18 protein-coding genes are annotated in these 24,337 nt (G+C 34.6%); 8 read left to right on the forward strand and 10 right to left on the reverse strand.

Annotated elements, in window-relative coordinates:
* Positions 1–13: 13 nt before the first annotated feature.
* The 5 genes from ABTV69_RS07390 to ABTV69_RS07410 are packed head-to-tail and all read right to left on the reverse strand — an operon-like array spanning position 14 to position 5,230.
* A complete protein-coding gene (locus ABTV69_RS07390) occupies positions 14–1,015 on the reverse strand; it encodes a DUF3078 domain-containing protein (RefSeq protein WP_433835001.1) in 1,002 nt (333 codons plus the stop codon).
* Positions 1,016–1,046: 31 nt separating this feature from the next.
* Positions 1,047–2,834: a 1-deoxy-D-xylulose-5-phosphate synthase gene (locus ABTV69_RS07395; protein WP_433835003.1), complete on the reverse strand. Its 1,788-nt coding sequence runs from the start codon at positions 2,832–2,834 to the stop codon at positions 1,047–1,049.
* 52 nt (positions 2,835–2,886) lie between these two features.
* Complete coding sequence (locus ABTV69_RS07400; protein WP_433835005.1) at positions 2,887–3,510, reverse strand: hypothetical protein; 624 nt, start codon at positions 3,508–3,510, stop codon at positions 2,887–2,889.
* A gap of 2 nt (positions 3,511–3,512) precedes the next feature.
* Positions 3,513–4,316, reverse strand: coding sequence for an energy transducer TonB (locus ABTV69_RS07405; protein WP_433835007.1), 804 nt, complete (start codon positions 4,314–4,316; stop codon positions 3,513–3,515).
* Positions 4,307–5,230, reverse strand: coding sequence for a hypothetical protein (locus ABTV69_RS07410; protein WP_433835009.1), 924 nt, complete (start codon positions 5,228–5,230; stop codon positions 4,307–4,309). Before ABTV69_RS07410 ends, ABTV69_RS07405 begins: the two co-directional genes overlap by 10 nt.
* A gap of 60 nt (positions 5,231–5,290) precedes the next feature.
* On the opposite strand from ABTV69_RS07410, the gene ABTV69_RS07415 reads away from it, so the two are divergent.
* The 3 genes from ABTV69_RS07415 to pbpC all read left to right on the forward strand — a co-directional run bounded on the left by ABTV69_RS07415 (position 5,291) and on the right by pbpC (position 14,271).
* Entirely contained in the window at positions 5,291–5,734 is a 444-nt protein-coding gene (locus tag ABTV69_RS07415; protein ID WP_125722166.1) for a nucleoside deaminase, read from the forward strand.
* A 115-nt stretch (positions 5,735–5,849) separates the two neighbouring features.
* A complete protein-coding gene (locus tag ABTV69_RS07420; RefSeq protein ID WP_433835011.1) occupies positions 5,850–11,537 on the forward strand; it encodes an alpha-2-macroglobulin family protein in 5,688 nt (1,895 codons plus the stop codon).
* Between the two features lie 358 nt (positions 11,538–11,895).
* On the forward strand, positions 11,896–14,271 hold the full coding sequence (pbpC, locus tag ABTV69_RS07425) for a penicillin-binding protein 1C (RefSeq protein ID WP_433835013.1): 2,376 nt from the start codon (positions 11,896–11,898) through the stop codon (positions 14,269–14,271).
* 1 nt (position 14,272) lies between these two features.
* Here the strand turns inward: pbpC and ABTV69_RS07430 are convergent, their stop codons facing one another.
* The 3 genes from ABTV69_RS07430 to ABTV69_RS07440 form a co-directional block, all read right to left on the reverse strand.
* The gene (locus ABTV69_RS07430; protein WP_433835015.1) at positions 14,273–14,812 is read right to left on the reverse strand and encodes a hypothetical protein; all 540 of its coding nucleotides are present in this window, start codon (positions 14,810–14,812) and stop codon (positions 14,273–14,275) included.
* Positions 14,813–14,915: 103 nt separating this feature from the next.
* Positions 14,916–16,460 (reverse strand): Rne/Rng family ribonuclease, encoded by a 1,545-nt coding sequence (locus ABTV69_RS07435; RefSeq protein WP_248729267.1) that lies wholly within the window; start codon positions 16,458–16,460, stop codon positions 14,916–14,918.
* Positions 16,461–16,872: 412 nt separating this feature from the next.
* Positions 16,873–17,163 carry an HU family DNA-binding protein gene (locus tag ABTV69_RS07440; protein WP_007805026.1) on the reverse strand — a complete coding sequence of 97 codons (291 nt, stop codon included), beginning with the start codon at positions 17,161–17,163 and terminating at the stop codon, positions 16,873–16,875.
* A gap of 140 nt (positions 17,164–17,303) precedes the next feature.
* Here ABTV69_RS07440 and mutY point away from each other — a divergent pair, with 140 nt between their 5' ends.
* Genes mutY through gldD form a run of 4 tightly spaced genes read left to right on the forward strand, consistent with a single transcriptional unit; the run spans position 17,304 to position 20,708 of the window.
* The gene (mutY, locus tag ABTV69_RS07445) at positions 17,304–18,350 is read left to right on the forward strand and encodes an A/G-specific adenine glycosylase (protein WP_433835017.1); all 1,047 of its coding nucleotides are present in this window, start codon (positions 17,304–17,306) and stop codon (positions 18,348–18,350) included.
* Between the two features lie 36 nt (positions 18,351–18,386).
* Positions 18,387–18,824, forward strand: a complete 438-nt coding sequence (locus ABTV69_RS07450) for a single-stranded DNA-binding protein (RefSeq protein ID WP_095928033.1) — start codon at positions 18,387–18,389, stop codon at positions 18,822–18,824.
* Positions 18,825–18,850: 26 nt separating this feature from the next.
* Positions 18,851–20,146 (forward strand): gliding motility-associated protein GldE, encoded by a 1,296-nt coding sequence (locus ABTV69_RS07455; RefSeq protein ID WP_433835019.1) that lies wholly within the window; start codon positions 18,851–18,853, stop codon positions 20,144–20,146.
* Position 20,147: 1 nt separating this feature from the next.
* On the forward strand, positions 20,148–20,708 hold the full coding sequence (gene gldD / locus ABTV69_RS07460) for a gliding motility lipoprotein GldD (protein WP_433835021.1): 561 nt from the start codon (positions 20,148–20,150) through the stop codon (positions 20,706–20,708).
* A gap of 55 nt (positions 20,709–20,763) precedes the next feature.
* Here the strand turns inward: gldD and ABTV69_RS07465 are convergent, their stop codons facing one another.
* On the reverse strand, positions 20,764–21,141 hold the full coding sequence (locus ABTV69_RS07465; RefSeq protein ID WP_433835023.1) for a heavy-metal-associated domain-containing protein: 378 nt from the start codon (positions 21,139–21,141) through the stop codon (positions 20,764–20,766).
* A gap of 102 nt (positions 21,142–21,243) precedes the next feature.
* Between ABTV69_RS07465 and ABTV69_RS07470 the strand changes: the two genes are divergently transcribed.
* Positions 21,244–22,110: a DMT family transporter gene (locus ABTV69_RS07470; protein ID WP_433835025.1), complete on the forward strand. Its 867-nt coding sequence runs from the start codon at positions 21,244–21,246 to the stop codon at positions 22,108–22,110.
* Positions 22,111–22,288: 178 nt separating this feature from the next.
* Here ABTV69_RS07470 and ABTV69_RS07475 read toward each other — a convergent pair whose 3' ends face one another.
* Positions 22,289–24,337, reverse strand: a complete 2,049-nt coding sequence (locus ABTV69_RS07475; RefSeq protein WP_433835027.1) for an insulinase family protein — start codon at positions 24,335–24,337, stop codon at positions 22,289–22,291.

Genomic DNA, 24,337 nt, shown 5'->3' on the forward strand with positions numbered 1-24,337 from the left:
ATTGCGTATCTCTTTATTTGAAAGCATAAACCAGACCAACTCCAAGAACTTGTCGTAGCTGCATTCTTGGACCGTCATTTACTTGTGTCGTCGTTCCTGTTGTTGGATCCACAACATCTTTTTTGGTTTTAATGTCGTCATCGTAAACTAAATGAACGCCAATATTGGCTTTTACATAAGCGTTTACGACAAGATCTAAACGTGTGTCATAATCGATATCGACATTTCCGAACTTGTTTAAATAATCGGTATATAAACTCAATCTGTTTTCGTAAAAAACGTTTTTATAGATTTCGTTTTTCATATAAGCGGTAAAAAGGATACCAAATTCGGCTTTTACCTTTTGACCTTCTTTAATTAAGATCTGTTGTGTAGGATCTAAAGGGTCTGGTGCATAAATGGCTTTTTTAACCCCGAAAGAACCTTGATCTGCAAGATATTGATCCAGTACTAAAGTGGTTTTTAACGTAATAGGCGAGAAGTAAAAAACTCTATTTTTTTGTTTGTTCGCATTTTCAGCTCCAGCTCCCAGAAAGATATATGCTGGTGCAAAAGGCTTAGAGATTGCGACATCTCTGTTTGGATAATTATAACCGTCTGTAAACTGCGTATTGAAGTTTAATTTAGAAGAGTAGTACCAGTTTGAAGCGGTATCTTTTCTAAAACCGTAAGTAGAGTTAAACTGAAAAGCGTCGTCTGTTTTTCTTAATTCGATTCCGTCTTGTTTATTTAGACCATACTTTACAATAAGTTCGTTTACCCATTTATGGTTTTTCTTTACGTAAGTCCTTCCAAATTCGCCTTTAAATAAACCTGAAATTGAACTTGTTCCCCCGGCACTCCAGTTGACAAAAGCAATTTCAGAAATATCAAAACCAAGCTGATTTTTTTTGCTCCAATTGGATGGCGGTTTAGGTGCCTGATTTGGACTTAATGTGGTTTGTATAATCTGGGCAAAGTTATTAGAAGTACACAAAAGCAATAATAGCAAAAGGGTAGAACGCAATAATTTCATTAGGTAATTTTTTTTTGGTGTGGCAAAATAATTATTTTGAACCGTTAGAAAAAAGATTTATTAAACTTTTAACGTCAATTTTACACAATTGTTGCAGTTGATTTACTGTTCCGTGTTCTATAAATTCATCTGGAACACCTAAGATTTCAATTGAATTTTTAAAATTATTTGATGCTGCAAACTCTAAAATAGCACTTCCAAAACCGCCTTTTTGAACTCCATCCTCTATTGTAATGATACGATCAAAAGTTGAAAAAATAGTATTTAATGTGTTGATGTCTAATGGTTTAATAAAGCTAAAGTTATAGTGGGCGATCTCATTAGAATTGGTTGTTTCTTTGAGCGCTTCTATAACATTATTTCCAATTGTTCCGGCCGACAGTACAGCAACTTTCGTACCATCTTTTAAACATTTTGCCTCGCCTAAATTAATTTTTTCATAATGTCCGAAATTTTCTACTTCCCAATTTGGCAGGACTCCACGACCTCTCGGGTATCGAATTGCGATTGGGTGATCGATCCCTAATTGAACCGTGTACAATATATTTTGAAGTTCAATTTCGTTTAACGGAGCATAGATAATCATATTCGGAATGGAACGCAGATAGGCAATGTCAAAAACGCCATGATGTGTTGCACCATCTTCGCCTACCAAGCCTGCTCGGTCTAGGCAAAAAATGACTGGCAAGTTTTGTAAAGCGACGTCATGAATAACCTGATCGTAGGCACGCTGTAAAAAAGTCGAATAAATATTGCAATACACGATCATGCCTTGAGTTGCCATTCCTGCCGCCAATGTTACGGCGTGCTGCTCGGCAATTCCAACATCAAAGGCACGATCTGGCAATTCGTCCATCATAAATTTTAATGAACTTCCAGATGGCATTGCAGGCGTTATTCCGATTATTTTTTCATTCTTTTTGGCTAAATCTAAAATGGTCAAGCCAAAAACATCCTGATATTTTGGAGGAAGATTTTCTTCCGATTTTAAATGTATTTCTCCCGTCGAAGCATCAAATTTTCCGGGAGCATGATATTTTACCTGATTTTCTTCGGCCTGAAGCAAACCTTTTCCTTTCGTAGTAACAATATGAAGGAATTTTGGGCCTTTAATCTTTTTAAGACGATTTAATTCTTTAATTAATTTCGGAAGATCATGACCGTCAATTGGACCTGAATAATCGAAATTCAAAGATTTAATGATGTTATTCTGGCGAGGATTTTTTCCGTTCTTAACCGAAGTAAGATACTTTTTTAAAGCGCCAACACTTGGATCAATTCCGATGGCATTGTCATTTAAGATAACTAAAATATTAGCATCGGTAACTCCAGCGTGATTTAAACCTTCAAATGCCATTCCGCTTGCGATTGAAGCATCGCCGATAACCGCAATGTGTTCTTTATCAAAATCACCTTTTAGTTTAGAAGCAATCGCCATTCCTAAGGCTGCAGAAATAGAAGTCGAAGAATGTCCGACACCAAAAGTATCGTAAATGCTTTCGCTTCTTTTTGGGAAACCAGAAATCCCGTCAATTTGTCTATTGGTATGAAAAACTTCTCTTCTTTCAGTCAGGATTTTATGTCCATAAGCTTGATGTCCAACATCCCAAACCAATAAATCATCAGGAGTATTAAAAACATAATGCAACGCAATTGTAAGTTCTACAACGCCTAAACTTGCTCCCAAATGCCCTTCTTTTACAGAAACGATGTCAATAATAAACTGACGAAGTTCTTGGGCAACTTGGCTAAGCTGTTCTTCTTTTAAAAGACGTAAATCAGCAGGATTGTATATGTTGGAAAGTAAATCGCTTTTCATTGTATGGTAAAAAGCAAATTTACGGTTTTAAATTTAATTTTCCTGTCGAGTCTTATTTCAATAAAATAGGCACAGAATATTGCATTCTCACTTTTTTGCCATTCGATTCGCCGGGCAACCATTTCGGACATAAGCTCAAAACCCTGATAATTTCTTTTTCCAGAGGTTCTTCAACCGCTGGAGAGCATTCAAGAAATGAAACACTTCCGTTTTTTTCTACTGCAAAAGCAAGGGTGAAATTCAATTTCCAATAATTTACGTTTTCAGGTTTCTTGTATTCTTTCATGAAAAAATTATGAAATTGTTCTATTCCGCCTGGAAATTCAGCATTTGTATTTGAAGGAGGTTTTACAGCTAATGGAACATCGTCTTTTTTGGTTTTATCATCTTTTGAAGTTTTGTTTTCAGTAACTTTTTTAGATGTTATCGACGTTGTTTGTTTTAATTCGGTCTTTGTAGCTTTTGGTAAATCTCGTGAAGTTTGTTCTGTTTTTTCCTTGCTTACTGCAGTAGTATCTAAAGCAACAGCTTTTGTGGCAACTTCAGTATTTTTAACTTCCTGTTGTTTGCTATCTTTGTTTTGGCAGCTGAAAAAAGTTACTGCCATAACTGCATACAGCATTCGCAAAAGCACTTTGCAATTTTTTGGAGCAGTCATTTTATGTTTTCTTTCCATTTTTAAAAGGTTATTGGCAAAATGAAAGTTGATCGAACAATTCGATTGTTTACTTTTCCAGGAATCCATTCTGGCGCAGATTTTAAAACTTTAATTACTTCGGTTTCACTCTCTGAAGATGAGTTTTTAGTCACTTTGAAATTACTCAATGTACCATCTTTTTCTACTACAAATAAGACCGACATTTCTCCTTTTCTTGAAGCGCTATAATTTTTAGCAAAATAAGAATAGAATTTTTTCATTCCATCTTTTGGAAAGGGTACTATATCTAAATCATTTGAACTATAAACGATATCGTATTTCAGAGGTTTTTCAGTCATTACAAGTTTTCCAGTTGTAAATCCTTTAGGAAGTTTTTCTGAATATTTTGCTTTTTTAGGTTCAAATTGATGTCCATAACAGGCAGGAACAGCTTCATTTTCATCTTGATTTTTCTCTGTATCCACAATTTCAATTTGATCAATTTTTTGTTTGTTACCTTCTTTATCTTGACAACTAAAAAGAGTCGTTCCCATTGAAATAAACAAAGCGAGAAGAAACATTTTATGGTAGTTTGTCTGAGAATACACAACGCGATTAGGAATTTGAATCGTAATAGTTTCCAGTTGCGAGTTTTTAAATCTCCCACAAACGCTTTCATTTTTATTTTGAATGAAATAATGCTGAATTTCTTCTGGAAGCATAGAAGTAAAATCAATAATCGTTTTAGAACAGCTCATACAGAAACGTCCATTTTCATTTGGCGTCATTTTGTCCCAGTTTTCATGGCACGGTTCAGGTATTGAGATTTTATGTTTTATTTCCATTTTTCCAACGCTATTGGGAAGCTAATTTTCTCTCTTGTTCTTTTTCCGTTTTGTTCGCCAGGAATCCATTTTGGGCAAAGATTTAAAATACGTGTTATTTCTGATTCTAATTGAGAATCAATATCTTTTGGAAATTGAAATGTTGACAAAGAACCGTCCTTTTCTACTACAAATGAAATGATAATGCGATTTTTTATATTTTCAACTTTTTCAGGCATTTTAAATTCTTGGATAAAAAAATCATTGAATGCGCTAATCCCGTTAGGATAATCTGCTTTTGTTTCAATGACTGCTCCAGTAATATAAAGATCACCTTCTGTAATTGGATTCTGAGCAACTATTTTTTGATCATTTATTTTTGATGAAGATTTGTATTTGTCATAAACTATTTTTTCACAATTTGTTGGATTAGATTTTGTCTGATTCTCTAAAACTACTTCGCCCGTTGTTCTGTGAATGATTTTTTCATTGTGATCATTATTGTTTTGCTTCAATGGTGGAACTGGCGGTGGCGTAATTTGTTTAATATTTTCATCCTCTTTTTTATCCTCTACAACTTCAATTTTATCAATTTTTTGTTTGTTACCTTCTTTATCTTGACAACTAAAAAGAGTCGTTCCCATTGAAATAAACAAAGCAAGTAGAAACATTTTATGATAGTTTGTCTGCGAATATAAAATACGATTCGGAATTTGAATTGTAATGTTATCTAGTTGCGATTGTTTGAATCTTCCGCAAATTTTCTCATTTTGATTTTGAATGAAATAATGCTGAATTTCTTCTGGAAGCATAGAAGTAAAATCAATAACCGTTTTAGAACAGCTCATACAGAAACGTCCATTTTCATTTGGAGTCATTTGATCCCAGTTTTCATGGCATGGTTCAGGTATTGTGATTTTATGTTTTCTTTCCATATTCAAATTTGAAAATTTAAATGTAGTAAAAATAATGTGTAAAGTTTTACTTTTGCATTTATGGAAAATCCTTTTACAGACGAATATTTTATGAAGAAAGCTTTGCAGGAAGCAGAAGAAGCCTACTTAAAAGGCGAAATTCCTGTTGGAGCTGTTATTGTGGTTGCTGATAAAGTAATTGCAAGAAGCCACAATTTGACCGAATTGCTAAATGATGTAACGGCTCATGCCGAAATGCAATCTATCACGGCAGCAGCAAACTTTCTTGGTGGAAAATATTTAAAAGACTGTACACTTTATGTAACTCTTGAGCCATGCCAAATGTGTGCAGGAGCTTTGTATTGGAGCCAGATCTCTAAAATCGTTTTTGGCGCACGAGATGAACAACGCGGATTTTTGAATATGGGAACAAAACTTCATCCCAAAACTACTGTTGTTTCGGGCGTAATGGCAAATGAAGCAGCCGATTTAATGAAACGTTTTTTTCTTGAAAGACGTAAATAGACTTTTGTAAACTTCAACAAAAGTTAAATAATCATTTTTAGAGAATTTTCCTCTTAAAGATTCAGAAAATATTTTACTTTTATACTAGTTTATTAACCATTTAACTCTAGTTAAAGTGAAAGCAAAAGGACTGTTTCTCGTATTTTTTGTATTTTTTATTTTTCAATCCTGCGGAAGAAAATCAGCTGCAGATTTCAATTCCGATTTCTCATTATTTAAAGATTACATTACCAGTTTCACAGGCGGAATTGTTTCTGCCGATTCTGATATTCGTGTGGTTTTGGCTTTCGATAAAAACGATTGGAAACCTAATCAGGAATTAGATGACGATTTGTTTGATATTTCGCCAAGTGTAAATGGAAAAGTCATAGCGCTTTCTACGAATACTTTAGCTTTTATTCCAGAGAAAAAACTCAAAATGGGAACAGAATATCAGGTTACTTTAAACTTAGATAAACTGACAGCCATTCCCAAAGAGAAAGAAAAAGACCTTTCTAAATTCAACTTTACAGTTAAAACTGTTAAACAGGATTTTACCATCAATACTGGTGATATTCAATCGTACAGCAAAGAATATCAATACTTAAACTGCACGCTTAAAACAGCCGATAATATTGATTTGGAAACCGCTATTAAGTTGGTTAAAGCCAAACATAACGGGAACGATCTTAAGATCAAGTTTGATAAAAACGTGTCTTCAGGAAAAGAATTTCATTTTGTAATTGATAGCATTCAACGTCAGTCAGAAGCTTCAAATTTAGAAATTATCTATGACGGAAATGATTTTGACATCGATCAGAAAGGTCAAATAGATTTCCCAATTACAAGCATCAACGAATTTAAAGTTATAAAAGTTGAAGTTCCGGATGGAAACAATCAGCAGGTTTTAATTAATTTCTCTGAGCCTTTAGAAAAAGGACAGGATTTTGCTGGATTGGTTTCTATTCAGAACACTAATAATCTGAAATTTTCAACTCAAGGTAATCTACTAAAAGTATATTTTACAAACCAAAATACGCCTAAAAAAGAAGAGCCAATAGCTGTAGCGGTTGCAGAACCAGCTGTAGTTGCTGTAGATTCGGCAGCTGTTATGGTTGACTCAGCTTCCGTTGCTGTAGATTCAGCAGCAGCCGTTGTAGAAGAAGCTGTTGAATATGTTCCAGATGAAGAACCTGAGCAAGTTGTTACAGGCGAATTATTGTTGGAAGTTTTTCAAGGAATCGAAAGCCAATACGGTAAAAAGCTAGAAAACAATTACAGCGAGAAAATCTCTTTTGATCAAATCAAACCTAATATTCGTTTTATTAAAAACGGTACAATTCTGCCAAGTTCAAACAATTTAAAACTGAATTTTGAGGCCGTAAATCTGAGCGCTGTAGATGTAAAAGTGTATAAGATATACAAAAACAATATTCTGCAGTTTCTCCAATACAATGAATTAAATGGTGGACAAAATCTCAAAAAAGTAGCGCAGCCAATTGCCAAAACGACTCTGAATTTAAAGGAAAGCACGCTCGTAAATCTGGCAAAATGGAATACCTATGCTTTAGATTTATCAAAAATCATCAAACCAGAACCAGGAGCGATTTATAGAGTGGAGTTTGTTTACAAAAAGAAATATTCATTATACAAATGTGAAACTTCAGAAGGGAATGACGATGAAGCTGAGGAAGAAGAGGTAGATGAAAATGACGTAAACTACAGCGGAAACTCTTACGATGATTACTATTATTACGACGATTACGATTGGAGAGAAAGTCAAGACCCTTGTACAGGTTCTTATTTCTATAATGCTAGAATCGCGACCAATATTTTAGCGACAGATTTAGGAGTTATTGCTAAAAGAGGAGAAAATAAATCATACTTATTTGCTGTGAATAACATCGTTACAACAGAACCAGTTTCGAATGCGAGGGTAGATTTATATAATTTCCAACAGCAAAAAATTGCAACAGAAGCAACAAGCAGTGAAGGAATTGCCTCTTTCCAATTGGATAAATTTGCTTATTTCGCGATTGTAACTTTAGGAGATCAATCGACTTATGTGAAGCTGGATGACGGACTTTCGTTATCAGTAAGTAATTTTGATGTTGCTGGTGAGACTTTACAAAAAGGCTTAAAAGGCTTTATTTACGGAGAAAGAGGTGTTTGGCGCCCGGGTGATAATTTGTATTTGTCATTTATTTTGAATGATGCGGCGAATAAACTACCGAAATCGCATCCAATTAAATTCAGACTAAACGATCCGAACGGGAAAACGGTTTATCAAACCGTTCAAAAAACGAACGATCTGAATCATTATGCTTTTACAGTTGCAACAAACCAAGATGCGCCAACAGGAAATTGGGAAGCGATGGTAAGCGTTGGAGGTGCAAAATTCTATAAGAGCATCAAGATTGAAACGATCAAACCAAATCGTTTGAAAATCAAAAATACATTCAGCAGAAAAACACTTTCAGCATCATATCCAAATACAGATAATCTAGAAGTGACTTGGCTTCATGGCGCAATTGCTAAGAATTTGAATGTAGAAATGCAGGCTAAATTCTCTCAGCAAACCACAACTTTTAAAGGATACGAAAAATATACTTTTGATGATTTAGCACGTCAATTCAGTACAGAAGAAATCAATGTTTTCTCAGGAAAATTAAACGAAAGCGGAAAAGCTTCGGTAAACATTCAGCCAAGATTACAAGGTCAGGCGCCGGGAATGCTTCGTGCTTCATTCATTACAAAAGTGTATGAAGAAGGTGGAGATTTCAGTACAGATGTAATGTCAACGACATATTCTCCGTATAAAACGTATGTTGGACTTAAAACGCCTGAATTGAACAAATACAGCATGCTTGAAACGAGAACAAACAATCGTTTTGATGTGGTGACTGTTGATGAAAATGGAAGACCAAAATCGGTTAGAAATCTCGAAGTGAGAGTTTATAAAGTAGACTGGAGATGGTGGTGGGACTCTTCAAGCGATAATTTATCTAATTATAACTCGTCGAATGCAACGACTTCATACAAAACGTTTGTTATCAATACGGATTCAAGCGGAAAAGGAAGTTTTCAATTTGCTTTGACAGATGAAGAATGGGGACGTTATTTAATTCGTGTTGCCGATCAGGAAGATGGTCACGCAACTTCTTTAACTGTAAATATCGACTGGCCAATTTGGTCTGGAAAAACGCGTAACAGAGATGCTTCGACAGCTAATATGTTAGTATTTTCTACCGATAAGAAAAATTATGCAGTTGGAGAGAAAGCACAGATTTCTTTCCCGTCAAGTGAAGGCGGACGTGCATTGATTTCTGTAGAAAACGGATCAAGAGTAGTGCAGACTATTTGGGCAGAAACAAAAAAAGGAGAAACCAAAGTTGAAGTTCCAATTACGGGGGCAATGGCACCAAATGTATATTTCAATATTACGTTGTTACAGCCGCATGCTTCAACTAAAAACGATTCACCAATTCGTATGTACGGAATTGTGCCAATCGAAGTGGTAGATAAAAATACCATTTTGACACCAACTCTTTATATGCCAGATGTTTTAAGACCAGAGCAGCCGTTTACCGTAAAAGTGGGCGAGAAATCAGGTAAAGAAATGACGTATACTATCGCAGTTGTAGATGAAGGGCTTTTAGATTTAACTCGTTTTAAAACACCAAATGCCTGGGATAGTTTCTATGTTCGTGAAGCTTTAGGCGTAAAAACTTGGGACGTTTACGATGATGTTATTGGTGCTTACGGCGGAAAAATAAATCAGATTTTCAGTATTGGTGGTGATCAGGATTTAGGCGGAGGAAAAGCTAAAAAAGCAAACCGTTTTAAACCTGTGGTATTGTACTATGGACCATTTAAATTAGAAAAAGGAGAAACAAAATCTCATCAATTAAAATTGCCTAAATACATCGGTTCTGTTCGAACAATGGTTGTGGCAGGAGATGCAAAAACAAGCGCTTACGGAAGTGTAGAAAAAGCAACTCAGGTTAAGAGCCCATTAATGGTTTTGGCTTCGTTACCGAGAAAAATTTCGCCTTCAGAAAAAGTAACGCTTCCAGTTACTGTTTTTGCAACTGAAAACAAAATCAAAAATGTTTCGATTCAGGTAAAAACCAGCAACGGATTGAAAGTAATGGGAAGCGCGATTCAAAGATTGAATTTCGCACAACCAGATGAAAAAATGGCGTATTTTAATTTGGTTGTAGGATCTGCAACTGGAATTGCAAAAGTTCAGGTAATCGCAACTTCTGGAAGTGAGAAATCAGTTTACGATGTTGAAATTGACATGACGAATCCGAATCCAGTTACGAGTACTTTTACCGATGTTGTTTTGACGCCAAATAGTACTAAAACAATTTCATGGAAAACATTTGGAATTGCTGGAAGCAATAAAGCAAGACTCGAAGTTTCGTCTATGCCACCAATGAATTTGAATGGAAGGTTACAATTCTTAATTCAATATCCGCATGGATGTGTGGAGCAGACCACTTCATCAGTTTTCCCGCAATTGTATTTAGGCGATGTAGCTGATATCGATGTGAAACGCAAAGATTTGATTCAGAAAAATATTGCTGCTGGAATTGCCAGATTGGGTAATTTCCAATTATCAAACGGAGGTTTGCCTTATTGGCAAGGAAATGCGATTGCAGACGATTGGGGAACTTCTTACGCTGGGCATTTCTTGATTGAAGCAGAGAAAAAAGGATATGTATTGCCAATCAACTTCAAATCAAAATGGCTGTCGTATCAGCAAAAAGAAGCAAAACAATGGCGTTTTGAACCGAAATACGGAAATGATTTAGCTCAAGCGTATCGTTTATACACTTTGGCTTTAGCCGGAAATGCCGATTTATCAGCAATGAACCGATTGAGAGAAACAAAAGGCATTTCGAACGAAAGTATGCTTCGTCTAGCAGCTGCTTATGTTTTAGCAGGTCAAAAATCAGCAGGACAAAGTTTGTTCTTGAAAACAAGTATCGACGGAAGTTCAGATGGTTACAGCTATTATTACTATGGTTCTAGCGAAAGAAATAGAGCAATGGCGTTAGAAACGATGCTTCTTTTAGACCAAAAACAAAAAGCATTTGTAACGGCAACTAAATTGGCCAAAGAAATGTCGGCTAATCAATGGATGAGTACGCAGACAACGGCTTACTGCTTGTATGCCATGTCGAAATTTGCGGTGAGCAATGGTCCAAAAGGAATCAATATCCAGTTTAGTAAAAACGGAAAAGGAGAAACCATAAATACAGGCAAATCAGTTGCAGATCGTAGTTTGTCTGTTGCTTCTGGAATAAATAGTATAACGTTGAAAAACAACAAAGCGAATACGGTGTATGTTCGTGTATTAAATAGAGGAATTCTGCCAATCGGACAAGAAAATGCGGTTCAGAGCGATGTTACGGCTTCTATTGTTTTCAAAAACAGAAAAGGAAGTGTAATCAATGTTTCAAAAATCAATCAGGGAACCGAATTTGTTGCTGAGGTTACCATTAAAAACCAAAGAGGAGAAAGTGTTCAAAATGTAGCATTATCTCAAATTCTACCTTCAGGATTCGAAATTGTAAATACCCGTTTCACAGATTACGGAGATGCAGTAAATAACATCGCAGATTATATTGATATCCGCGACGACAGAACGAATTTCTATTTCGGAATGAAAGCTAGAGAAACGAAAGTTTTCCGTATCCTGTTAAACGCGACGTATTTAGGAAATTATTACCTGCCAGGATTGCAATGCGAAGCGATGTACGATAATACATTCTTAGCAAGAACAAAAGGATTCTGGGTTGAGGTAGTGAAATAAAGTTGTTAGCCACAGATTATAAAGATTAAAAGGATTTTTTTAAATCTGTGGCAACAAAAACTTTATGAAAAAGTTCTCCCGCAGATTTTGCAGATCAAGCAGATAAAATAAATCTGTAAAATCTGTGCAATCTGCGAGAGAAAAATAATATAGCCACAGATTAATTGATTTAAAATGATTTTTAGAAATCTGTGCTAATCTGTATAATCTGTGGCAACAAAAACTTTATGAAAAAGTTCTCCCGCAGATTTTGCAGATCAAGCAGATAAAAATAAATCTGCACAATCTGCGGAATCTGCGAGAGAAAAAAACTTTGTGTCCCGATAGCTATCGGGATTGCGGTTAAAAAAAACAAGCATTGAAAAATAAATTAAAGGTGTTCCTTCAGCGCATTATAAACTGGATTAAAAAGAATAAGATAAAATCAGCAATTGCATTTCTGCTCTTGCTGATTTACTATTTTTCGATACCCCGAACTTTATTCAAAGAACCCTATTCAACTGTAATAGAAAGTAAAGAAGGAGAATTGCTAGGCGCGAAAATTGCTCGTGACGGGCAATGGCGTTTCCCGGCACAAGACAGCGTTCCGGACAAGTTCAAGAAATGTATCGTTTATTTTGAAGATGAATATTTCTATAAACATCCGGGATTCAATCCAGGTGCAATGATTAATGCTTTTAAACAAAATAGAAAAGCAGGAAAAGTGGTCAGAGGAGGAAGTACGCTGACACAACAAGTCATTCGTTTATCCCGAAAAGGAAAAAACAGAACCTATTTCGAAAAAGTTATAGAAATTATTTTGGCAACAAGATTAGAATTAGGTTATTCTAAAAATGAAATTCTCGAAATGTATGCGGCTCATGCGCCATTTGGAGGGAACGTCGTGGGATTAGAAATGGCTTCATGGCGTTATTTTGGAGTTCAGTCGAATCAATTATCATGGGCAGAAAGTGCAGTTTTGGCTGTTTTGCCGAATGCGCCAAGTTTAATTTATCCGGGAAAAAATCAAATAAAATTATTAAACAAACGTAATAGACTTTTATTAAAACTCTATCAGGAAGGAATTATAGACAAGCAGACGTATGAACTTTCGATAGAAGAACCATTGCCTCAAAAACCGTATGATTTGCCTCAAATTGCTCCGCACTTACTTCAAAGAGTGGCAAAAAGCGAAGAAGGCACAAGAGTAAAAACTACAATTGATTATGCATTGCAAAACAGAGTAAATCAAATTGCGAGATATTATTACAATCAATACAAACAAAATGAAGTTCATAATCTGGCGATTTTAGTAATCGATGTTCAGAGTAGAAATGTGATGAGTTATGTTGGAAATTCTCCAGCCGATGCAGATCACCAAAAAGACGTTGATATTATTGATGCACCAAGAAGTACGGGAAGTATTTTAAAACCGCTTTTATATGGCGCTATGCTCGATGATGGCGAATTGCTGCCGAATACTTTAATTGCTGATATCCCGACGCAAATTTCAGGTTATACACCACAAAATTTCAATTTGACCTTTGACGGAGCTGTTCCGGCACATCGTGCCTTATCGCGATCATTAAATATTCCTGCTGTATTGATGCTTCAGGATTTTAGCGTAAATAAATTTTACGAAGAACTGCAGAAATTTAAATTAAGGGACATTAATAAAACACCCGATCATTATGGATTATCGTTGATTTTAGGAGGCGCAGAAAGTAATTTGTGGGATTTATGCCGAACGTATGCAAATCTTTCCTCTACAGTCAATTATTACACAAAAAATAAAGGCCAATACAGAACCAACGAATTCACGGAGCTGAATTATAAAAACGATTTTAAACCCGATTTTGGCTCAGAAACCAATCAGAAGAATATTTTGGGCGCAGGATCAATTTGGCTAACGTATAACGCAATGGAAGAAGTCAACAGGCCTGAAGGAGATGAAGCTTGGAAATTTTATGACAGTTCGCTTAAAATTGCTTGGAAGACAGGAACGAGTTTCGGAAATAGAGATGCATGGGCAATTGGAACAAATTCAAGATACGTAGTTGGGGTTTGGGTTGGAAATGCAACAGGCGAGGGAAGACCAACTTTAACAGGAGTTACCAGTGCTGCGCCAATTTTATTTGATGTTTTTAATTTACTGCCAAGACAAAGATGGTTTGATACTCCGTATAATGATTTGGCTGAAGTTGAGGTTTGCCGTTTAAGCGGTTATTTGGCAAAAGATAATTGTCCGAAAATCAAACAGTGGGTTCCTAAAAAAGGAAAATCAACTAAAGTTTGTCCTTATCATAAAACCATTCATTTAGATAAAACAGAGCAGTTTCAGGTTAATAGCAGTTGTGAAAGTATCGATAACATTGTGACTAAAAATTGGTTTGTACTGCCTCCAGTTATGGCTTGGTATTACAAAAGTCAACATATCGAATATCTGCCGTTGCCACCTTTTAAAGAAGGTTGCGAAGGAACACAAACAACAGCAATGGATTTTATTTATCCAAAAACAAACAGTAAAATCTATTTAACAAAGGATTTTAACAGTAACGTACAGCCCGTAATTTTAAAAGTAGCTTATTCGGAAAGAGATAAAGAATTGTTCTGGTATGTTGATAATGTATATAAAGCCACAACCAAAACATTTCATGAATTGCCAATTACGCCAACAGCCGGAACGCATTATATTACAGTTGTAGATGCTTCTGGAAATGAAATCAGAAGAAAAATTGAAATTGTGAGAGAATAAATCACATTATTTTCATTTGGGTATAAATCTTTTTAGGCTTATTTGTAAACCTAAAGGTTGTATTAATTGTGAATCCTTTTATTTCGGGAATTTTATTTTCCGAAAATGGGTGCGAGTAACCAAATCCTAAATCGATCATATTGAATAATGTTAATCCAGAAACAATATATGCATGCTTTGTTGATGTGCCTCCTTTAACGAACAATAAATATTGAGTATTGTAAGATAGATGAATATCGGGAAGCCCATAATAATTTCCGTTATAACTGTTTGTAATTCCGTAACCTAATCCCAAAAACAATTTGTTGTAGCTTGCTGAATTTAAACACAATTCAATTCCTCCCGTCAGCAAACTTTTATCAGCTATCGAATAGTTTAAGTCAAAAACGAAAGGTAGTTCTTGAAAATTAAAGTTTTTTTTTGATGGAGTAAAAGTTGAATTACCTTCATTCTGAGCAGCTATTCTGCAAACATTGAAAAGAAAAAAAGCTAAAATTAAACTGATTGATTTGAAATGTATAATGGAAGAGTTGAAAAACATTTTGTATGGAAGAGAAAATAATTTTAAATATAAGAAAAAACATTCAAATGAAATAATAATGCACAAAAAAACCGCCAATCTTTCGAAAGGCGGTTTTGTTTTTTTATTCTGAAATAACATTTCCTTTTTTATCATAGAAATGGTATTCTAAGTACGTGTAAGCGTCACGAGGTATGATTTTCACCCATTTCTTATGTTCAAAAAACCATTTTGAACGTAATGATGGAAAACCTTTGCTGAGGTATGCAGCCACAAACGGGTGTGTATTAAGCACAACCTTGTTGTGGGTTTTTAAAAGTCTTTCTAAATCAGCGGTGATCTTATCAATGATTAAAATTGGAGCTTCAATTTCGCCATTGTGTTTATTAGGATCTTCCTCTCTGGTTTTGATATTCACTTCTGGTCTTACTCGCTGTCTAGTAATTTGGACCAAACCAAATTTACTCGGCGGTAATATTTTATGTTTTGCTTTATCGTCGCTCATTTCTTCTCGCAAGAAGTCGAACAAAACTTTCCTGTTTTCTGGATTAGACATATCGATAAAATCAACTACGATTATTCCGCCCATATCACGCAGACGTAATTGTCTAGCGATTTCAGCAGCGGCAATCATATTTACTTCCATGGCTGTATCTTCTTGGTTGGTCGCTTTGTTAGAACGGTTTCCGCTGTTGACGTCTATAACGTGCAAAGCTTCAGTGTGTTCAATGATAAGATAAGCACCTTTACTCATGGAAACAGTTCGGCCAAAAGAAGTTTTGATTTGTCTCTCTATATTGTATTTCTCAAAAATCGGAGTATCATTTGATTGATAAAACTTGACAATTGATTGTTTGGAAGGAGCAATTTCTTGCAAATATTCCTTTGTTTGATGGTACAACTCTTCATCATCTATTTGAATACCACTAAAGGTATCATTGAAAACATCTCTTAATATTGAAGAAGCTCTATTAAGCTCTCCTAATACTTTTGATGGATGATGAGCAGTTGGTAATTTTTTACACATTGCAGACCATCTGCCAAGCAGGTTCTGCAAATCTTTTTCTAATTCGGCTACGTTTTTGCCTTCGGCTACTGTACGAACAATAACACCAAATCCTTTAGGTTTGATCGATAGAACAAGTTTTTTTAGACGATCCTTTTCTTTTTTGTCTTCTATTTTTTGAGAAATAGAAACACGATCAGAAAAAGGAACTAGAACGATAAATCTTCCGGCAAGAGAAAGCTCAGCACTTATTCTTGGACCTTTGGTTGATATAGGCTCTTTAACTACTTGAACTAAGACAGATTGATTGGCACTTAAAATATCAGTAATGATGCCATCTTTGTCAATCTCTTTTTCAAACTGAAAGGTTTTTAGGGAGAAATCTTTTAATTTACCTGCGCTTACAAGTTTTATGAATTTCAGCTGAGAAGCTAGATTCGGACCTAAATCGTGATAATGTAAAAAGGCATCTTTTTCGAAGCCTACATTTACAAAAGCAGCATTAAGTCCGGCAACTGGTTTTCTAATTTTGGCAATAAAAATATCGCCAACCTGAAAGTTGCTTTTTTCTTCTTCTTTGTGTAATTCAATTAGTTTTCCATCTTTTAATAAGGCAAAATCTACGGCTTCAGAACTAGATCTAATGATTAATTCTTTATTCACACTGTAAATTTTTATCCAGACTTTTAGTTTCAGGCTTTAAGTTTCAAGTTTCAAGTTTTACAACTCATAACTTATAACTTATAACTCATAACTGAATTGTAAGGATGGATTAAACAATTATTTTAACAGGTATTAACCCGGAGGGAAAAGTTAAATCTCAATTTTTAAATTCCAAATTCCAATCTAAATCGTCGTTGACTTTTTAATTTTTGGATTTTGGATTTTATTTTTTGGAATTTTTGAAATTTCCCAAATTTCAATGAACGTTTAAAAAGAAAAAAGTAGTTTAAAACTACTTTTTCTTTTTGTGGCGGTTAGCTCTCGCTCTTTTCTTACGTTTGTGAGTCGCTACCTTATGTCTCTTTCTTTTTTTACCACTTGGCATATTGTGTCAGATTTATGTTAATTAATATTATTTTGCTTCGTTGTTAGTTTTAACTCCTTCTACAAATACTTTTGCAGGTTTAAACGCAGGAATGTTGTGTGCTGGAATTTTAATAGTAGTGTTTTTAGAAATGTTTCTTCCAGTCTTTTCAGCTCTAGTTTTTACGATAAAACTACCAAAACCTCTTAAGTAAACATTGTCTCCAGTCTCTAAAGAAGTCTTAACTTCTTCCATAAAAGTTTCTACTGTTGCTTGAACGTCTCCTTTTTCAAGACCTAGTTTCTCTGAAATCTTCGCTACGATATCTGCTTTCGTCATTTTCTTTCCTATTTTATTTTATAAATGGTGTACTATTTTTTTGAGTTTGCAAATATAGGAATTAAAAAAATAATTAATCAAGCTAATTCGTTAAATTTTAATTACATAAACATTTACTTTTGCAATCTAAGGATTTTACAATGGATTTTCATAACATATTGATAAAATGGTATTTACAGAACAAACGCGATTTGCCATGGCGTAAAACGGTCGATCCGTACCAGATTTGGCTCTCAGAAATTATGCTTCAACAAACGCGAGTTGCGCAAGGAATGCCTTATTTTTTCTCGTTTACTCAGGAATTTCCTACTGTAAAACATTTGGCAGATGCCTCTGAAGAGAAAGTTTTAAAACTTTGGCAAGGTTTGGGGTATTATTCTCGAGCTAGAAATCTTCATAAAACGGCTCAATATATAAGTAATGACTTAAACGGTATTTTTCCAGATTCTTATCAAGAACTTTTAAAACTTAAAGGTGTAGGCGAATATACAGCTGCTGCAATAGCTTCTTTCTCTTATAATGAATCTGTTCCTGTTGTAGACGGAAACGTGTTTCGCGTATTGGCCCGTTATTTTGATATCGAATCGGATATCGCGCTTCCAGCAACTAAAAAAGAGTTTTCGGCTTTGGCGAAGGAATTAATGTCTAAAGATAATCCTGCTATCTTTAATCAGGCTATAATGGAGTTTGGTGCTTTGCAATGCGTTCCTAAAAGTCCGGATTGTTCGGTTTGCGTTTTTAATGAAAGCTGTGCTGCTTTGCAAAAAGGAAAAGTAGCCATGCTTCCTGTAAAATCCAAAAAAGTAAAAGTAACCAATCGTTACTTTAATTATATGATTCTAGAAGATGCTTTAGGGAACACCTTCATTCAAAAAAGAACTGAAAAAGGGATTTGGCATAATTTATATGAGTTTCCTTTGCTTGAAACGCAGTCGATTGTTGATTTTAACGTAGTTTCTGAAAAAGCTAAGAGCGAAATTTTTCCGGAGTATACTATTATAAGTATAGAAGATTATAGCGAATCGACCTTGATACATAAACTTTCGCACCAGCATTTGCATATTCAATTTTGGAAAATAAAAGTAAAAGAGGAAATTGAAAACGGAATTGATGCCGAAAAATTAAAAACTTTTCCTTTTCCTATTGTCTTGTATAATTTTATAGAAAAGCAAGAAATAAATTGCTAAAAAAATGTATCTTTGGGAGAAATACCACCAAAAACTATGAACGGAACATTAAATAAAGTGATGCTTATTGGCCATTTAGGCGATGATGTAAAGATGCATTATTTTGATGGAGGAAACTGCATCGGACGTTTTCAGCTGGCTACCAATGAGGTATATATCAATAAAACGACCAATGAAAAGATTACTTCTACAGAATGGCATAATTTGGTTGTGCGTAATAAAGCCGCAGAGATTTGCGAAAAATATCTTTCTAAAGGAGATAAAATTTATGTCGAAGGAAGAATAAAATCTCGTCAGTGGCAAACAGAAGATGGAACGACAAAATATACCACCGAAATACAGGTTACGGAGTTTACTTTCCTGACAACGAAAAAAGAAACGGCTTATACAAAGCAAAACCAGGATACAGAGTCGGCAAAAAATACTAACTTTGATGCTCCTGAGGGACTTCCGATTAATGATCTGCCCTTCTAGCCAATGTTTAACTAATTTTATACAGTTTGGACCCAGAGCCCAGTTTACTTTTTTCTACAAATCTTGACGCCAATTTAATTATTGGTTTCGTCGGAATTTTTATTTTATTATTTCTTTCAGCAATCGTTTCTGGCGCTGAAGTAGCTCTTTTTTCTTTATCACAGCAAGATATTGATGACTCTTTAGTCGATAATCCTGCAAAAGGCAAAATTATTTCGAGTTTATTGGATAAGCCTAAAAAGCTTTTGGCGACTTTGTTAGTTGCTAATAATTTTTTTAATATCGGTGTCGTAATTCTTTTCGCTTATATCGGTCAGAATATTTTTGCTAATGTAGGTTCGCCTGCTTTCAAATTTACGCTTGAAGTAATCTTGGTTACTTTTTTAATTTTACTATTCGGGGAAGTTCTTCCAAAGGTTTATGCGAGCAGAAATAGTATTCGTTTTGCAAAACGTGTGGCTTATCCGTTAGCTTTTTTAGATAAAGTACTTTCTCCTATTAGTTTGCCGATGCGTGCCGTTACGCTATATTTGCAGCATAAATTAGGTAAGCAGAAGAATAATTTCTCAATCAATCAGCTTTCTCAGGCTTTAGAATTGACAGATTCTGAAGGAACTTCGACAGAAGAACAGAAAATCCTGGAAGGAATTGTTTCTTTCGGAAATACTGATACAAAGCAGGTAATGAGCCCGAGAATTGATATTTTTGCATTGGAAATATCAGAAACATTCGCAGAAATTTATCCCAAGATAATTGAAACAGGGTTTTCGAGGATTCCAATTTACCGTGATAATATTGATCAGATTGAAGGCGTGCTTTTCGTAAAAGATTTGCTTCCGCATATCGACAAAGAAGAATTTGATTGGACTTCTTTAATTCGTGAAGCTTTTTTTGTTCCGGAGAATAAAAAATTGGATAATCTTTTAAAGGATTTTCAGAGCCTAAAAAGCCACTTAGCAATTGTGGTTGATGAATATGGAGGAACATCTGGATTGGTTTCGTTGGAAGATGTTATTGAAGAGATAGTTGGAGATATTAGTGACGAGTTCGATGATGAAAATTTAAACTTCTCACAGATTGACGAGAATAATTTTCTTTTTGAAGGAAAAATAAACCTGAAAGATTTCTACAGAATTGTAGATGTTGACGAAGATGTTTTTGAAGCTCACAAAGGAGAAGCCGAAACATTGGCAGGATTTATTCTAGAAATTTTAGGTAATTTTCCGAAAAAAGATCAAAAAGTGCCTTTTGAAAACTGTGTTTTCACTGTAGAAACAGTTGATAAAAAGCGTGTAAAACAAATAAAAGTAACAATAAATTAAAATGTTAAATAGAATATTTTCAATAACAGCAATTTTGCTTGCTCTAACGGTTATAAGCTGTAAAAATGATGTTTTGCCAAAACCAGCAAGTTACCTGCGATTGGATTATCCAGAAGCAAAATATGTGAATTTTGAAAACAATTGTCCGTTTGCTTTCCAGATGAATGAAGGTGCAATTATAAAAGGAGAGAAGGAATGTGGATTTGCAATTACGTATCCTAAGATGAAGGCGACTATTTATTTGACTTATAAACCTGTAAATGGCAATATTGATAAATTACTACGTGACGCTCAAAAACTGACTTATGAGCACGTAATAAAAGCTGACGATATCTTAGAACAGCCGTATTTAAATCCAGAGAAAAAGGTTTACGGAATGTTTTATCAAGTAGATGGAAACGCGGCGACAAACTCTCAGTTTTATGTTACCGACAGTACCAAACACTTTTTAATTGGTTCCATGTATTTTTACGCAAAACCAAACTTTGACTCAATTATGCCTGCTGCGAGTTATGTTAAAAACGATATGCAGCGTTTGATGGAAACGTTGAAGTGGAAATAAAGAAAATAAAAAAGGATCCAAATTGGATCCTTTTTTTATGAAGTAATTTTAAGTCTTAAGACTTAAAATTCGAAACTTTATATGTTTTTCCGTCTCCAGTTTCTTGAACTACTTTTGTTAAAGATTCAGCATTCTGGATGGTTTTGTCAAAACTTACTGTTGCTGTTTTCTTGTCAAAATCAACAGTTGCTTTGTCAACTCCGTCAAGATTGGCTAATTCTTCTTCGATTGTTTTAGCGCATCCCATAGCGCAAGTCATTCCTTCAATTTGGAAACTTGCTGTTTGTAAATTTTCTGCAGCAATTGGTTTGTGTTCTTTTGGAGCAGTTTTTTCTGCGTTTACAACTTGAAGGCTTTTGTCTTCTGCTTTTTTACAGCCAACAAATACTAAACCAGCGATTGTTGCGGCGATTAAGATTTTTGAAATTTTCATTATATATAAATTTAAAAATTGCGAATTCGATTCTTGCAAAATTAATAAAAAGAGAACGCTCAGTTCGTAAAATAATTACAAATTTGCAGTAAATAACAATTTATGGATACAAAACAGTTAAAGTGGATCTACTTAACGATTCTTTCTCTTATCTGGGGAAGTTCTTTTATTTTAATAAAAAAAGGATTAATTGGGCTAACGGCAATTCAAGTTGGTTCGTTTCGAATTATTTTTGCTGGACTTTTTCTGTTGATTTTTGGTTTTAATAGTTTAAAAAAAATTTCCAAACGTCAGTGGAAATATGTTGCGATAACTTCGCTTTTTGGAACTTTTATGCCAGCGTATCTTTTTGCCATTGCCGAAACTCAGGTAAATAGTTCTATTGTGGCAATTTTAAACTCGTTAACACCTTTAAATACTTTGGTTTTAGGAATCATTGCTTTCGGAATTCAGTTTCAAAAACGACAAGTTTTAGGGGTTTTTGTCGGGCTTGTCGGCTGTTTGCTTTTGGTTTTAAGCGGAGATTCTTCTAGTGGAACTCAAAATTATCTTTATGTTTTGTTGGTTGTAATTGCAACGCTTAGTTACGCAATCAATGTAAATTTAATTAAGAAATATTTGCACGATCTCAATTCGGTTAGTATTACCACAGGAAATTTTGCTGTTTTGTTTTTGCCTGCTTTAATTATTTTGAGCACAACCGATATCAGTCAGAAAATACATTTTGCAGAAACACAGCATTCTATATTTTTCGTTATGATTCTAGGTGTTTTAGGAACTGGAATTGCCAATATACTTTTCTTTAAACTGATTCAAATGTCATCGCCTGTTTTTGCGACATCGGTAACGTATCTTATTCCAATTGTTGCATTTTTCTGGGGATTATTAGATAATGAATTACTAACGCCAATTCAATCTGTTGGAGCTTTTATTATTTTGATTGGAGTTTATTTGTCGGCGAAAAAATGATTTTGAGTTATAAGTTATGAATTATGAATTATGAGTTATCAATGAAGTTTGACTTAAACTTTATTCAGCGTGAAAAACTTGATGAATAAAAAAAGCTTTGTCAAAGTTTGAAACTTTGACAAAGCCTATGAGTAAAAAAACTTAGAATCTTAGTATCTTAGAGTCTTAGCATCTTGGATTAAAGAAAATCCTTTTCAGAAACTCCTTCGTTTATTTTAATGTCAGACATTTTGATGTCTAATTCAAAGCCAACATTTTGAACTAAATTAAAAGGTACTTTTACACCTTTTACTTCTTTATAATCGTTGAAATTAGTGATTTGTTCAACTGATTTTCCGCCTTGGTCACGAACTTTAGATTCAGCGATTTTTAGGCCTGATTTAACGTCATAAAAATACTTTGTTTTACCGTCTTTAATTACGTAGGCGTCATTTCCGTTTATTGGTTCGATTCCTTCCACTTTAAGGTCGTTTCTTTTTGCAAGTTGTAATTCTTCAAAAGGAGCGGCGTTGGCTTTCATATCGGCTAAATCTTCGCCTTCAAGGTTTTTTCTTTGTCCTTGCTGTTCAACGTATGCACCTTTTTCGTTAACGACTTGCTTCATTAAATTCATAGTTCCCATTGAAAGCGAAACCATCATTTTTCCTTTAGAATCTAATTTAGAAGTAAATGTCAATGGAGTGGGAGCTTGAGGAACAGTTGTTGAGCCGTTCATGTATAATGTTTTTACAGCAGTAACGGCTTTTTCTCCACCAATAGCATTGATGTAGTTTTCGAAAACGGTTTTTGCAGTAATGTCCTTTGGAGCTTCTTTTTTTGTAGCAGGTTTTTCTACTGGATTTCCGTATTTGTCAAAATAATGAATCGGAATTTGTAATTTTTCTAAACCAGAAATTACATCAGATCCTTTTCCAACAATTACAATACGCATATTGTCCAGCAAGAAGTATTTGTTGGCAACACGGTAAATGTCATCAGCAGTAACATTATTTATAGTCTGAATATATTTTTCGTAGAAATCGGCAGGAAGTTTTTCTGTTTCAATGTTTAAAGCGTAACGCGCAACAGCTTGCGGTTTTTCAACCTGCATTACAAATCTTCCGATATAACCAGCTTTCACGTTTCTTAAAACTTCTGGATCTACTCTTTCTGTTCTAATTCTTTTAATTTCTTTTACAAATTGTACCACAGCGCTATCTGTTACCGTATTTCTAACTGCAGATGAAGCTTTAAATTTAGTAACATATTTTCCGCTTCCAATGCTAGAATTTGCTCCATATGTCCAAGCATGCTGTTCACGTAAATTCATGTTTAAGTAACTATTGAAATCACCTCCCAAAATTTGATTCGCAATAACTGCAGGAAAGAAATCTGGATCGTTCATTCTTAAATTTACAGTATTTACTAATGAAATTTCAGATTGAACTGCATTTGGAACATCAACAAAATCAATTTGTAAGTTGGCAACATTTGTCGGATTAGGATAGGTGTTTTTTGGAGCGGCTTGTTTTTTCCATCCGCTGAATAATTTTTCAACAGCAGCTTTTACTTCTTTAAATTTGATATCACCGATAACAACTAGATAAGCGTTTTCTGGTACAAAATAAGTGTTGTAGTTGTTCTGAACATCTGCAAGAGTGACATTTTTTACGGTCTCTTCTGAAAGGTATTCTCCTACCGGATGGTTTTTTCCGAAAGCTAAAACATCAACTACTCGGTTTGAAATAGCAGGAACGCTTTTTTCGTCAGCTTTAAGACCTTCTAAAAGTTTTGCTTTTTCTTTGTCAAATTCAGTTTGAGTAAAATTTGGCTGTAAAGCGCCTTCCGCTAAAAGCTCTAAAACGCGTCCAGAGTATTTGGATAAAGAACTTGCGTAAGCGCCTTGAGAAGTAAAATTGATGTTAGCTCCGTAGAAGTCAATTTCTTCGTTAAAAGCTTCTTTGGTTGTTTTTTTAGTTCCATTTCCAATTAGGCTGCTTGTCAATTCGTCAACACCTTTTTTGTTGCCTTCAGTAAATGGAGCGTTGTCTAGTGTAAGCGTAAAGCTAACTCTAGGCAATTTGTGGTTTTCAACAACCAAAACTTTCATGCCGTTTGCTAAAACAAAGGTCTGCGGTTTTTTGATGTTGACTACTGGGGCATTTCCTGGTTTGGGTTGTGGACGATCTTGTGCTTGCATAATTCCGGTTAGGAAAATAAGGATTAAAAAAGGATATATTTTTTTCAT

The sequence above is a fragment of the Flavobacterium anhuiense genome (assembly GCF_050990855.1).
Lineage (GTDB): Bacteria > Bacteroidota > Bacteroidia > Flavobacteriales > Flavobacteriaceae > Flavobacterium > Flavobacterium anhuiense_C.

Excerpts from the sequence above, each read along its gene's own strand:
- gldD (WP_433835021.1), top strand. The coding sequence starts at position 20,148 with ATGTTAAATAGAATATTTTCAATAACAGCAATTTTGCTTGCTCTAACG.
- ABTV69_RS07415 (WP_125722166.1), top strand. The coding sequence starts at position 5,291 with ATGGAAAATCCTTTTACAGACGAATATTTTATGAAGAAAGCTTTGCAG.
- ABTV69_RS07450 (WP_095928033.1), top strand. The coding sequence starts at position 18,387 with ATGAACGGAACATTAAATAAAGTGATGCTTATTGGCCATTTAGGCGAT.
- ABTV69_RS07440 (WP_007805026.1), bottom strand. The coding sequence starts at position 17,163 with ATGACGAAAGCAGATATCGTAGCGAAGATTTCAGAGAAACTAGGTCTT.
- ABTV69_RS07405 (WP_433835007.1), bottom strand. The coding sequence starts at position 4,316 with ATGGAAATAAAACATAAAATCTCAATACCTGAACCGTGCCATGAAAAC.
- ABTV69_RS07400 (WP_433835005.1), bottom strand. The coding sequence starts at position 3,510 with ATGGAAAGAAAACATAAAATGACTGCTCCAAAAAATTGCAAAGTGCTT.
- ABTV69_RS07390 (WP_433835001.1), bottom strand. The coding sequence starts at position 1,015 with ATGAAATTATTGCGTTCTACCCTTTTGCTATTATTGCTTTTGTGTACT.
- ABTV69_RS07475 (WP_433835027.1), bottom strand. The coding sequence starts at position 24,337 with ATGAAAAAAATATATCCTTTTTTAATCCTTATTTTCCTAACCGGAATT.
- ABTV69_RS07470 (WP_433835025.1), top strand. The coding sequence starts at position 21,244 with ATGGATACAAAACAGTTAAAGTGGATCTACTTAACGATTCTTTCTCTT.
- ABTV69_RS07410 (WP_433835009.1), bottom strand. The coding sequence starts at position 5,230 with ATGGAAAGAAAACATAAAATCACAATACCTGAACCATGCCATGAAAAC.
- mutY (WP_433835017.1), top strand. The coding sequence starts at position 17,304 with ATGGATTTTCATAACATATTGATAAAATGGTATTTACAGAACAAACGC.
- ABTV69_RS07465 (WP_433835023.1), bottom strand. The coding sequence starts at position 21,141 with ATGAAAATTTCAAAAATCTTAATCGCCGCAACAATCGCTGGTTTAGTA.
- ABTV69_RS07430 (WP_433835015.1), bottom strand. The coding sequence starts at position 14,812 with ATGTTTTTCAACTCTTCCATTATACATTTCAAATCAATCAGTTTAATT.
- ABTV69_RS07395 (WP_433835003.1), bottom strand. The coding sequence starts at position 2,834 with ATGAAAAGCGATTTACTTTCCAACATATACAATCCTGCTGATTTACGT.